The organism is Variovorax sp. 10L426, from assembly GCF_056395305.1.
Genome location: NZ_JBFTJF010000013.1, coordinates 77,067 through 88,180, shown reverse-complemented (window position 1 = coordinate 88,180; position 11,114 = coordinate 77,067). Strand labels below are relative to the sequence as shown.

Below are 11,114 nucleotides of genomic sequence, written 5' to 3'. Positions count from 1 at the left end.
GGCACCGTGGCGGGTTCAGCCCCAGTAGAGCCGCATCGGGTTGTCCACCAGCAGCTTGCGCTGAAGCTCCGCCGTCGGCGCGATGCGGGGAATCATGTCGACCAGCGTTCCGTCATCGGGCATGTGCGTCTTGAGGTTGGGATGCGGCCAATCGGTGCCCCAAAGCACGCGGTCGGGAAAGGTCTCGACCAGCCGCCGCGCGAACGGAACCACGTCGTCATAGGTCGGCGGACCGGACTGCGAGATGCGCTCCGGACAACTCACCTTCGACCAGATGTTCGGATGCTCTCGCAGCAATCGGACGAAACGTTCGAACTGCGGCCCGTCGACCGGTTGGGTGACATCGGGACGGCCCATGTGGTCGACCACCACGATCGTCGGCAGGCGGGTGAAGAAGTCCCACAGCTCGGGCAGGTTCTGTGCCTCGAAGTACACGACCACATGCCAACCCAGCGGCGCGATGCGCTCGGCGGTGCGCATCAGCACCTCCGGCGGCGTGAAGTCCGCGAGGCGCTTGAGGAAGTTGAAGCGCACGCCGCGCACGCCGGCCTCATGCAGAAGGCGGATTTCAGCGTCGCTCACCTCCGCCGCGACCGAAGCCACGCCGCGCGCGCGGCCGTTCGAATGCGCGATGGCGTCGACCAGCGCGCGGTTGTCGTTCCCATGGCAGGTGGCCTGCACGATCACGTTGCGCTCGAAGCCCAGCAGATCGCGCAGCGCGAAGAGCTGGTCCTTCGAGGCGTCGCAGGGCGTGTACTTGCGCTCCGGCGCGTAGGGGAACTGCGCGCCTGGCCCGAAGACGTGGCAGTGCGCATCGACCGCGCCGGGCGGCGGCGCAAAACGCGGCTTCGACGGGTTGGGGTGAAAACGGAGCCAGTCTTTGTCCATCTACAGCCACTTGCCGTCCGACGGCATCTGGATGGTCGTCTCCGGGGTGCCGCCGCTGATCATCGCGCCGATGCAGATGCTCAGCAGCGAGATGAAGATGCTCGCGAACAAGGCCGTCCAGAACCCGGACACCTTGAATCCACGCACCAGTGCCGACACCAGCAGGATCATCAGCGCATTGATGACGAGGATGAAGAGGCCGAAGGTGATCAGCGTCAACGGCAGGGTCAGGATGATGAGCAGCGGCCGGACGATGGCGTTCGCGAAGCCGAGCAGGAGCGCCGAGATCACCAGCGACGAGGCGCTTTCGAATTGGATCCCCTTGAAGAGGTGGCTGGCCACCCACAGCGAAAGCGCGGTGATCGCCCAGGTGATCAGGAAAGGGGTCAAGGAATTCAGCATGTCGGAAGACTCTCAGGTCGATGATGGACCGGATCATCATATCGGCGGACGCGGGCGCGGGCGCCGACTGCCTACCGCGATCAAATTCAAAACATGTACGTGTACGTACACGTTGAGGTAGAATCGCCGACATGGCCGATCCCAAAGGAACCATCACCGTCCGCGACGCCGCGGCCCGTCTCGGGGTGACGGCTCGCACGCTCAAGTACTACGAAGAGCTCGGCATCGTGGTTCCGATCCGCAGCGAGAGCCGCTACCGCCTCTACGAGGCCTCCGATCTCGACAAGCTCGCGCGCGTGCTGCGCCTGCGATCGCTGGGTTTCTCGCTCACGGCGATCACGGCCATGATCCAGCAGCCCTTCGAGGCGCCGGCAGAGGGCGGTCGTCCCCGGCTGTCCAATGGGTCCCTCAAGACCCTGAAGGCGACGCTGGTCACGCAACTTGAAGCGCTCGACGCCCGCGTCGCGCAGGTGCGGCGCGAACTCAAGGAAGCCGCCACCCTGCAGGCGCAATTGCGCCGCGACATCGACTACGTGGAACGAAGGCTGACCGGCGAGCCGATCGAGGCGGCGCTGGAAGAACTCAAGCGCGACCCCTCCGCGCCGGCCCGCAATGGCCGGCGAAAGCCTGGCCCATGAGCACGCCCGTGTCCGCATCGCCCCGGCGCGACATGGACATCGCCGCGCTCGCCCCCTGGGTCATCGGGCTCGTGACCGGGATCGACTACTTCGACAACGCACTGTTTGCCTTCTTCGCGAGCTACATCGCGGGCGGTATCAGCGCGTCGGCCGACGAACTGATCTGGGCATCGAGTGCCTACGCGCTGGGCGCGGTGCTCGGCATCCTGCAGCAACACAGCTGGGTCGAGCGCGTGGGCTATCGCCGCTACCTGGCGATCGCGATGTTCGCCTTCGCCGCCGGCGGGGTTTGCGCAGCGCTGAGCGAGAACTCGATCCAGCTGATGCTGGCGCGCGGCTTCCAGGGCTACTTCGTCGGGCCCATGCTGGGCGCGTGCCGCATCCTGATCCAGATCGGCATCCCCGCGCAGCGGCGCGCCAAGTCGCTGCGGGCCTTCATGGTGCTCATCGTGTTCAGCGGCGCGCTCGCGCCGATCATCGGCGCCTTCCTCGTCACGCACTTCGAGTGGCGTTCGCTCTTCTTCTGCACGGCACCGGTCGCAGTGCTCACCGGCGTCCTGGCACTGTGGACGGTGCCTGACATCGGCGACGTCGCACCGCACGAGCGCACCGAGCCGCACCACGTGGCCTACGTGGTCTTCGCGCTCGCGCAGGCGGCATTGCAGGTCGTGCTCACGCGCACGCACTACGAACTCTTCTCCGGCTCGCCCACCTTGATCGGCCTGGCCATTGCCGGCGTGGCGGGGCTCGGCTGGTTCGCATACCAGCAGTGGCAGCATCCGGCGCCGCTCGTTCGTTTGCAGGCGCTGAGGCAACGGACCTTCCAGGTGGGGCTGGCGCTCTACGTCGTCTACTACTACATGTCGACCGGCTTCAGCTACCTGCTGCCGCGGCTGATGGAAGGCGGGCTCGGCTTCACCGTCGGCGACACGGGCTATTTCACGGGTGCGATGTCGCTGGTGAGCGGGCTGCTGGTCTTCGTCTACCTGAAGTACGCGTCGCGAGTGACGCGCAAGAAGTGGCTCATCGTGCCGGGCTTCGGCATCGCGGCGACGGCGGCCCTGTGGTTTGCGCAGATGTCGCCCGAGGTCGGCCGCCTGCAACTGGCGGCGCCGCTGCTGCTGCGCGGACTCATGATGCTGTTCGTGGTCCTGCCGGTGGCGGGCATCACCTTCCGGTCATTCGAGGCCGACGACTTCGCGCACAGCTATCGCCTGAAGAACCTGGTGCGGCAACTGGCCATCTCGTTCGCGACGGCGAGCGTCATTGCGCTGCAGCAGCATCGCGTCGCGCTGCACGGCACGCGTCTGGCCGAATCTTCGAGCGCGTCCAACCCCGCTTTCATGCAGTCGCTCGACATGCTGACGCGCGGCTTCCAGGCGAGCGGACACGCGATGGGCGAAGCGCACGCGATGGCGGTCGCGAGCCTGTCGCGCATGCTCGACCAGCAGGCGACCTTCATGGCCTCGCTCGACGGCTTCCATGTGATTGCGGTGATCGCGCTCGTAGCCGGCGTGTACGCGGCCTGGCAGCGCGAGATCGACTGAGGCCGCGCGATCGCCTCAGGCGGCGACGCGGCGGTTCGACAGTTTCAGCAGGAGTTCCTCGGCGACGTCCGCCGCGCGGTGCGCCATGACCGCGACCGGGTAGCTGCCGATGCGCTTGCGCTCGTAGATGACGGTCGCGAAGTGAAACTCGGTGCCCAGCACGATGGCCGCCTCGTGGAGGCAGTGGGCAATGGAGGCCAGGCCCTCGCGCACGTAGTGAGGGCTTCCGTCGCCGATCCCTACTTGCGCGTCGAATTGCCTTTCGCCGCGTTGGGTGATCTCGACTTCAGGCTGCATGGGACTTCCAACTCCAGATGGCTTCTTGTGGGGGACCCGCCGGGCGCGGAACCCGAAACGATACAAACATCGGCCGCACTGCGCCATCACCGAAAACCGTGAGCCCGCTCCGCCGGGACCCAAAAAATCCAGGCGCCACCCTGTTCTCCGGCCGACTTCCTGCCGATAGAGCGGAGTGACCCTACCGTCCAGTGAGCATGCGAGCTATCGAATCCTGATGCGCGAGGGGTGCAGGATCGTGTACGGCCACATGCCGCTGGCGGAATTTCTTCGGCTGCTCAGGCAAGCGAACGACAGCGAGGTGTTGGACGCCGGGGTGGCACGCATGCTGGACGCGACCGCCGTCATCGGGCTGCCCGATGCGCTGGCGCGCCTTCGCCGGCAGGCATCCCCCGCCGCCATCGAGCGCGTGCGGGCGCAGCTCGGTCGAGATGCGTTGCGTCTCGACCCTCATTCGCTGCGCTGGCTCGCCGCGGGCGAGCACGGACCGGCCAGTCTCGCGCTGTTCGTGCTGCTGACCGGCGTGCGCCCGCGTGACTACCGGGGCACGCCGCGCGATCTGCCGCGCGACGCGAACGCCTTCCGGCGTTGCCGACTGCTGATCGAACAGGTGCCGGCGCTGCGGCAGGCGTTGCCGGTGCTGGCGACGCGCGTGGGCGAGCCCGGCGTGGCCGAATGGGCCGCGCTTGCCGAAGCCTGGGACGACCTCTGCGCCCACATGGACCATGAAGCGCCGGATTGGCGTCGCGGCTCGATCAAGGCGCCCGCGCTCACGGCGATGATGGCCTGCTTCCGCGAACTCGAAACGGCCTGAATGGGGTGAGCGGCAAGGGCTTGTCCCGCACGCGGACGCGGACTACTTCTCGACGGACGGTGCCGCTCGGGTGATCCGGCTACAGTCCTTTCGCCTCGCATTCCCCAAATCCAAAGCAAATGTCTCAACCAGCCCGAGCGTCCGGCTCCCGCGCGGACGACCTTCTCGGTGTCGACGCCACGCCTCCCGTTTCCCAGTCTTTCCAGGCCCAGCCACAGACACGTGCGCGGCAGGTATTGCTCGCCCTGAGCCTGATCCTGATCGCGTTCAATCTGCGCCCGCTGTTCGGCAGCCTCTCGGTGCTGCTGCCCGAAGTCATGAAGGACACCGGACTGACGCCGGCCGGCGCCAGCATGCTCACCACGCTGCCGCTGCTGTGCCTGGGGGTTTTCGCGGCGCCGACGCCGGCGTTGGTCCGGCGCTTCGGTCCGGAGCGCACATTGCTCGGTGCACTGCTCTTCATCTGCGTCGGATCGCTGTTGCGGGGCACCGGAAGTCTGCCGATGCTGTTCTTCGCGTCGGCGATCGGGGGCGCGGGCATCGCGGTGGGCAACGTGCTGCTGCCGGGTCTGGTCAAGCGCGACTTCGGCAGCCACGCCGCGATGATGACGGGCTTCTACACGCTGGCGGTGTGTGCTGGCGCATCGAGCGCCGCCGCGTTCACTGTTCCGCTGGAGCAGCTTTTCGGGGGAGCCTGGACTTCGGCGCTGGCATTCTGGGCGCTGCCGGCCGGGCTTGTCGTGCTGCTCTGGGCGCCGCAGGCCCTGGCGGCGCGTCCGCGCCCGGCGCATGCGAGCGTGCATGTCGGCAGCCTGCGGCGCGACCCGCTGGCTTGGCAGGTCACCTGCTTCATGGGGCTCCAGTCGTCACTGGCCTACATCGTCATGGGATGGCTGGCGCCCATGCTGCGCGAGCGCGGACTCGACAGCGCGACGGCCGGCTACGTGCTCGGCGTGTCCATCCTCGTCCAACTGGCGACCTGCCTCGTGACGCCCTCGATTGCTGCGCGCTGCCGCGACCAGCGCGGCCTGACGCTTGGCATCACGGTGATCATCCTCGCGTCGATGCTGGCTTTCCTCTTCGCACCGCTGAGCGGGGTCTGGTTCTGGGCCGTGCTGCTGGGCTGCGGGCAGGGTGGCGCCTTCGCGCTGGCGCTGAGCCTGATCGTGATGCGTTCGCCCGATGCAAACGTGACGGCGCGGCTCTCGGCCATGGCGCAGGGTTGGGGCTACGTGCTTGCCAGCGCGGGGCCGCTCATCGCAGGGCTGCTGCGCGGCTGGACGGGTGGCTTTCAATCGTCCGCGATGCTGATGGTCGTCCTCGCGGCGGGCATGGCCTGGAGCGGCTGGGGCGCAGGGCGGCGGATGGTCGTGCTGCGGGGCCATCGCGGCGCCTGAGTCAATCCAGCTCGAACCGCTCCCGGAAGGCCGCGCAAAAGTCCGGCGTGCCGCTGATGGCCATCGTGAACGTGTGCCGTGGCGTACCCGCTGGACCGCTACGCACGCGCAGCTTGCGCGCGTCCTCGTCGAATTCGAGCGTCTCCGGCACCGTCACCTCCTGCATGCCCTGCAGGTCGTAGTCCCACTCCCCGCCATCGCCTACCGCGCCACGGCGGCCGCGAAAAGCGTCGTGCGCCCAGGCAAGCACTTGCTCGATCTCTGCATGGACCGCTTCGACCTGCTGCGGGCCGATGGTGGCCATTGCCTCGAACACGCCGACGCCTTCGGTGTCTTCGCTGTAGTCGAAGTCCAGATAGTTCAGTGTCATCCGGACTAATCCGCCGATGTGCCCGGGGACGCGGCCACCGCATAGATGAGTGCGCCGCCGCGCAGAAGCTCGATGACCGTGTCACGGTCGGCGGACGAAAAGACCATGCATCCGTCGCTCCTGCCTGCGACGCCGAGCGCCGCGATCATCTCGGGCTCGACGTACGACTGCGCGTGGATCACGATCAGTCGCTTGTATGCATTCCTGTTCGTCGGTGAGAGACCGCGCAAACGCATGGAGAGGCCGTTCCCCTCCGTTGGGCTCATGTAGACCTCATCGGTCTTGAACAGGCCGAGGCTGCTCGCGTTGCTGTCGACCTCGTCCAGGAAAACGCTGGGTACTCCGTCGAACCCGTCGGGCTCCGACCCGATGCCGTGCGCCACGACGAAGCTGTGAACGACGGCACCCGTCGCCCGCTCGATCACGTGAAAGCGCGGCAGGTTGGATCGCGTCGAATAGTCCAGCACGGCGGCGTAGGAATGCTCGGAGTCTTGCGCCAGCACGTAGGCAATGGCGGACTCGACCAGCGGCGAACGTTCGGTCTGTGCGAGGGCCAGCCTCACGCCTCCGGCGCCCAGCCCGAGTGGCATGCAGAGCATTGTCTGAAGCAGCCATCGTCTTTTCATACGACACCTCACTTGCAGATCGACGTCCACAACCCGCCGGACGTGAGCCCGACGGGTCGCACGGGAGGGCAATGATTGCACGACAGGCCCGTGCGCGCCAGCACCCGACGCCCGGCGCGCCGGGCCGCCCGCAAGTCTTCAAGCAAGACGCGCGGGCGGACTGGAAAGCGCAGTCGCTGCGGCTTGCAGTTCGGGCACGAGCGTCAGGAGGCGGCGAGTGAGCCAATAGAGCTGGGAAGGATCGATCGGGTCCGGCAACCTCAGGATGTTGATCAATCGCTGCGGACGGCCCCCGAAACCAAGAGCGATCAGCGGCTCGAGGACGGCCGCCAGGTCGGCCCGAACATGCTCGTCCACGAGATCATGCTCATCCAGGCAGTGCCAGATGGCCAGCACCGCGCGTTCGCACATCTCGGCATCCGATAGCGGGGTCTCTGCTTCGGGATAGCTCAATGCGCCCATGGGCATCGGCGGTATGCCGCTTGTCTCCGTGTCTGTAGTGCTCCTTCGTGAAGGCATGGGGCCCTCCTTCAAGATGCCGCCACGATACGCCGCATCCAGGTGAGCGGCAAATGCCCGATTTCGAGAGCCTCGTCTGTCGGAGCCCTCCTACAAGGAGGGGGTCCGCGCGGCCCGTCTCAGGCATTCTTGAAGGTTGAGACAAACCTTCCGGGCGTCGCCTCTTGTTCGAGGCCCCGGCAGACGCGCAGCTACCTTCTTGTGTCCTTCGAACCGGCCGAACGCCCATCCCCTCCATCGATAGCAGCTCCGGCCGGCCCGCTGGATCTCAACCTGCCCCAGGTGCATCCCGTCTATTTGCGGCTGCTCGTCGCGGCGGCTGCGGCGGAGGGCATTGACCTTGGCGCCTCTCCGACACCGTCGGGGCTGAACGTGACCCAGCTGGTCCGGAATGACGCCCCGGTGTCATTGGCCGTCTGGCGCAGCGTCATGCTGGGTCTCGATCGGATGGCGCCGAGCCAAGGGCTCGCCATGCGACTGGGACGGCGGGTGCCGCTGATTTCGCATGGCGCCCTGGCTTACCTGATGGTGAGTTCGTCCGACCTGCGCCAGGCGCTCGACGGGCTGGTGCGCTTCGCGCCGCTTCGCCTCGCCGTCTTGAATCTTCGGCTCCGGCAGCGCGGCCAGCACATCGAGCTGCACGTGCGCCCCCTGGTGTCGTTGGGCGACGTCGAGCGCTTTACCCTGGAATTCCTGCTGGCCATGCTCTGCAAGTCGATACGGGACCTGTGTGGCGGCGCATCCCGGGCCATGAAGTTGCATCTGCCAGGCTCGATGGCCCGCACCACGCGCGTCTGGGCCGAACAGGGCATCTCGGTCGCGAAGAGCGCGGGCTGGCCTTATCTGTCGTTTCCCAATTCGCTGGCCACCATGGCGCTCCCCACCGCCTCGGGGCCGGATCGCCTCCTCGCCTGGCAAGCGTGCGAAGAGGCAGAGCGCCAGCAAGGCTGGTCGGCCTCGATCAGCTCGCACATCGAGCAACTCTTCCGAACCGGGCCGCCAACGAACTACAAGCTGGACCAGATTGCCGAGCAACTCGGGCTTTCGCGCCGCACGATTGCCCGCCGGCTGACCGAGGAGCACACCAGTTTCAGCGCGTTGGTCGATGCCAGCCGCAAGCAGAGATTGCTGCGCCGGCTGGCCGACCGGCGATCGAACCAGATCGAACGTTCGCTCACCTTGGGCGAGATCGCCGAAGACCTCGGCTATGCGGATGGCGCGGTCCTCAGTCGAGCGGTGCAGCGCTGGTTCGGTATCGGTCCCCGCGACTTGCAACGCTGGGTCGACGCCGGGTTGGCCGTGCCTGTCGAGCCAACCCAGGCCATGTCGCCAAAGGCAAAAACGCTGGCACCAGATGTCTTGGAGCGTCAGTCGCGTCACCCCTAGAGTTCTCGAACGCGGTCCGTCGAAGACAAGTCCGCGTTGAACGAGTAACTACCTGGAGACACAAGATGAGAAAAACAACCTGGATAGGTTGTGTGGTGATGGCGTTGTTCGCCGGTTGTGGAGGTGGCAGCGGTAGTCCGGTGGGCAACGCGTTGCCCACGTCCCCCGCCGCATCGCACCCGGCGGATGCGCCCGCTTCGCCCACCGTGCCGGTCACGCTGCCCACCACGCCTACTACGCCCGAACCGTCACCCAATGCCTTGTTCCAGGTCGGTGCGGCCACGGTCAGCATTGCGCCCGACGCCCCCGTGTACGTGGGCGGATACTCGGATTCCAATAAGCCCGCGATTCAGATCAGCAACGACCCGCTCGAGGTGCGCGCCTTCGTGGTCGCCAAGGGTGACAAGGCGGTTGCCTTCGCGGTTGTCGACAGCACCGGCTGGTTCGCCGAGTACCAGGACGCCGACGTGGGCAATGGCCAGTTCGGCTCGCGCGTGGATGCTGCGAAAAAGCTGTCCGATCACGGTTTCAAGGTCGACCGCTCGGCGGTGATGGTCTCGACGACGCACTCGCACGCTACACCGACTTTGGTCGGTATCTGGGGAGTCATGAGTCCCGCGAACAAGACCTATCTCAAGAAGGTCCATGATGCCGTGGTGCAGGCGGTAGACACCGCCGCGTCCAACCTCAAGACATCGGAACTCTGGACTGCGAACGGCGACATCGGCTCCGTCATCTGGCAGAACGGCCAGGGCACGGACCATGTCGACGGCTTCGCCGTCGACGCGAGGATGCCTGTTCTGTGGGCGCGTGATCCCGGCACAGGCGCCACCAACGCGCTGTACGTCAGCATCCCCAACCACCCGGACGAATTCCGTGCATTCAATGGCGCGGTCACGCAAGGCTTCTCGGCCGATGTGCCCGGCTATGTCCGCAAGCAGATGGACATCACCATCGGGGGGACCAGCGTCGTCGGATCTGGAACCCTGGGCCGGCAGGAGTCGCCGGGTACGAACGCCGACTATGCGGAAGTGAGTTACCAGGGACAGTACGTTCTCAATGCCCTGCGCCTGGCCATGGCGCAGGCGGCTCCCCTGAAGAGCGACACCCTCGGAAGCGCCGAAACGCTGATTCCCAATGTCACGGTGGGTAGCTCCGCGGAGAATCAGGGCCTGCTCAGCCTGATGAAGTACAACGCGCCGGCAGCTGGTCTGGGCGGACCTAGCTGCAATGCCGCTCTGGGCGGCAACTGTTCCGTCCCCCGCGCACTGTCGGCGCCCTGGTGCGTCGGCAATTGCTCGGTCGCCGGTAGCGGGCCGACTTCACTTGGCACCTACACGACGGCACTGAGGATTGGTCCGCTGCTCTACATCAGCAACCCTGGCGAGGCCTTTGCGGAAGTCAATGACACCGTTCGGAGCGAAGTGCTCGATGCGCAGTCGGTCAACGTGGTCGGACTGGCGGGCGACTTCCTGGGATACAACTGGTCGCCAAGCGACTACACCACCCTTCAGTTCGGTTCGAGCGATTTCGCGAAATACAACGTCGGTCCCGATCTGGCTCAGCTCACCGCAGATGGTGCCTATGCCAACGCGGCCGCACTCGGCTTCAAGGTCAAGTCGACGAAGGACGTTGTCCATGCTGCCTACGACAGCTCGGTGGCCAACCTGCCCGGCATCCAGTTCTATTCGACCCAAATCGCATCGACCCCGACGAGCATCAGCTTCTACGGCTCCACGGCGCAACCCCAGAGCAACTACAAGCAGACCAACCATGCGTTGAGCCCCATCGCCTGGGACTTCGGCGACAACTCCGGTTCCGTCACGTCGAACAGCCAGGATCGTCTGTCTCATGCCTTCACGACACCCGGCTCCTACAAGGTGACGGCCAAGGTCACCGACAACACCACGGGGAATTCCCGCTCCTGGAGCCAGACACTCACGATCCTTCCGGTGTTTTCCGTTGCGATCAACGCGGTCGTTTCGGACGTCGATACCAGCAAGACAGAGTTGAGCCTCAGGCCGGACGGCGGCCAGGGCCAATTGCTGGCGGCCCGCTGGACGTGCCCGGATGGACAAACGCCTCAGGGCCTGACTGTGGTGTGCAACCGGCTGCCCCGCAACGGCATCGTCCAGGTCACTGCGTGGGACGGCGCGGGCAATTCGGCGTCTTCCCAGACTTCAGTGCCGTGACGAGAATGGCGATCCGAAATCTGTCGCATCAGATTCGG

General features: G+C 66.1%; 12 protein-coding genes. 6 read left to right on the top strand and 6 right to left on the bottom strand.

What is annotated here, in order from left to right:
• Nucleotides 1–15 precede the first annotated feature (15 nt).
• Together AC1DHL_RS19415 and AC1DHL_RS19410 are read right to left on the bottom strand one after the other, a co-directional pair.
• Nucleotides 16–888: an amidohydrolase family protein gene (locus tag AC1DHL_RS19415; RefSeq protein ID WP_478163035.1), complete on the bottom strand. Its 873-nt coding sequence runs from the start codon at nt 886–888 to the stop codon at nt 16–18.
• Nucleotides 889–1,290, bottom strand: coding sequence for a phage holin family protein (locus AC1DHL_RS19410; protein ID WP_478104205.1), 402 nt, complete (start codon nt 1,288–1,290; stop codon nt 889–891).
• A gap of 131 nt (nt 1,291–1,421) precedes the next feature.
• On the opposite strand from AC1DHL_RS19410, the gene AC1DHL_RS19405 reads away from it, so the two are divergent.
• Both AC1DHL_RS19405 and AC1DHL_RS19400 read left to right on the top strand, forming a co-directional pair.
• Nucleotides 1,422–1,928 (top strand): MerR family transcriptional regulator, encoded by a 507-nt coding sequence (locus tag AC1DHL_RS19405; RefSeq protein WP_478104206.1) that lies wholly within the window; start codon nt 1,422–1,424, stop codon nt 1,926–1,928.
• Nucleotides 1,925–3,475, top strand: a complete 1,551-nt coding sequence (locus tag AC1DHL_RS19400; RefSeq protein ID WP_478163034.1) for an MFS transporter — start codon at nt 1,925–1,927, stop codon at nt 3,473–3,475. Before AC1DHL_RS19405 ends, AC1DHL_RS19400 begins: the two co-directional genes overlap by 4 nt.
• Before the next feature lie 15 nt (nt 3,476–3,490).
• Here AC1DHL_RS19400 and AC1DHL_RS19395 read toward each other — a convergent pair whose 3' ends face one another.
• Entirely contained in the window at nt 3,491–3,772 is a 282-nt protein-coding gene (locus tag AC1DHL_RS19395) for a hypothetical protein (RefSeq protein ID WP_478163033.1), read from the bottom strand.
• Nucleotides 3,773–3,947: 175 nt separating this feature from the next.
• Between AC1DHL_RS19395 and AC1DHL_RS19390 the strand changes: the two genes are divergently transcribed.
• The gene (locus tag AC1DHL_RS19390) at nt 3,948–4,586 is read left to right on the top strand and encodes a hypothetical protein (protein WP_478163032.1); all 639 of its coding nucleotides are present in this window, start codon (nt 3,948–3,950) and stop codon (nt 4,584–4,586) included.
• A gap of 119 nt (nt 4,587–4,705) precedes the next feature.
• Entirely contained in the window at nt 4,706–5,983 is a 1,278-nt protein-coding gene (locus AC1DHL_RS19385) for a CynX/NimT family MFS transporter (protein WP_478163031.1), read from the top strand.
• A gap of 1 nt (nt 5,984) precedes the next feature.
• On the opposite strand, the gene AC1DHL_RS19380 is transcribed toward AC1DHL_RS19385, so the two are convergent.
• The 3 genes from AC1DHL_RS19380 to AC1DHL_RS19370 form a co-directional block, all read right to left on the bottom strand.
• Nucleotides 5,985–6,353 carry a hypothetical protein gene (locus AC1DHL_RS19380; RefSeq protein WP_478163030.1) on the bottom strand — a complete coding sequence of 123 codons (369 nt, stop codon included), beginning with the start codon at nt 6,351–6,353 and terminating at the stop codon, nt 5,985–5,987.
• Nucleotides 6,354–6,358: 5 nt separating this feature from the next.
• Entirely contained in the window at nt 6,359–6,943 is a 585-nt protein-coding gene (locus tag AC1DHL_RS19375; RefSeq protein WP_478104214.1) for a murein L,D-transpeptidase catalytic domain-containing protein, read from the bottom strand.
• A gap of 174 nt (nt 6,944–7,117) precedes the next feature.
• Nucleotides 7,118–7,498, bottom strand: a complete 381-nt coding sequence (locus tag AC1DHL_RS19370; RefSeq protein ID WP_478163029.1) for a hypothetical protein — start codon at nt 7,496–7,498, stop codon at nt 7,118–7,120.
• A 297-nt stretch (nt 7,499–7,795) separates the two neighbouring features.
• Between AC1DHL_RS19370 and AC1DHL_RS19365 the strand changes: the two genes are divergently transcribed.
• Entirely contained in the window at nt 7,796–8,884 is a 1,089-nt protein-coding gene (locus tag AC1DHL_RS19365; protein WP_478163028.1) for an AraC family transcriptional regulator ligand-binding domain-containing protein, read from the top strand.
• A gap of 65 nt (nt 8,885–8,949) precedes the next feature.
• Nucleotides 8,950–11,076 carry a PKD domain-containing protein gene (locus AC1DHL_RS19360; protein WP_478163027.1) on the top strand — a complete coding sequence of 709 codons (2,127 nt, stop codon included), beginning with the start codon at nt 8,950–8,952 and terminating at the stop codon, nt 11,074–11,076.
• Nucleotides 11,077–11,114: the final 38 nt, after the last annotated feature.

What these genes read in the sequence shown, in the direction of transcription:
- AC1DHL_RS19415 (WP_478163035.1), bottom strand. Translation starts at nt 888, where the DNA reads ATGGACAAAGACTGGCTCCGTTTTCACCCCAACCCGTCGAAGCCGCGT.
- AC1DHL_RS19410 (WP_478104205.1), bottom strand. Translation starts at nt 1,290, where the DNA reads ATGCTGAATTCCTTGACCCCTTTCCTGATCACCTGGGCGATCACCGCG.
- AC1DHL_RS19405 (WP_478104206.1), top strand. Translation starts at nt 1,422, where the DNA reads ATGGCCGATCCCAAAGGAACCATCACCGTCCGCGACGCCGCGGCCCGT.
- AC1DHL_RS19400 (WP_478163034.1), top strand. Translation starts at nt 1,925, where the DNA reads ATGAGCACGCCCGTGTCCGCATCGCCCCGGCGCGACATGGACATCGCC.
- AC1DHL_RS19395 (WP_478163033.1), bottom strand. Translation starts at nt 3,772, where the DNA reads ATGCAGCCTGAAGTCGAGATCACCCAACGCGGCGAAAGGCAATTCGAC.
- AC1DHL_RS19385 (WP_478163031.1), top strand. Translation starts at nt 4,706, where the DNA reads ATGTCTCAACCAGCCCGAGCGTCCGGCTCCCGCGCGGACGACCTTCTC.
- AC1DHL_RS19380 (WP_478163030.1), bottom strand. Translation starts at nt 6,353, where the DNA reads ATGACACTGAACTATCTGGACTTCGACTACAGCGAAGACACCGAAGGC.
- AC1DHL_RS19375 (WP_478104214.1), bottom strand. Translation starts at nt 6,943, where the DNA reads ATGCCACTCGGGCTGGGCGCCGGAGGCGTGAGGCTGGCCCTCGCACAG.
- AC1DHL_RS19370 (WP_478163029.1), bottom strand. Translation starts at nt 7,498, where the DNA reads ATGCCTTCACGAAGGAGCACTACAGACACGGAGACAAGCGGCATACCG.
- AC1DHL_RS19360 (WP_478163027.1), top strand. Translation starts at nt 8,950, where the DNA reads ATGAGAAAAACAACCTGGATAGGTTGTGTGGTGATGGCGTTGTTCGCC.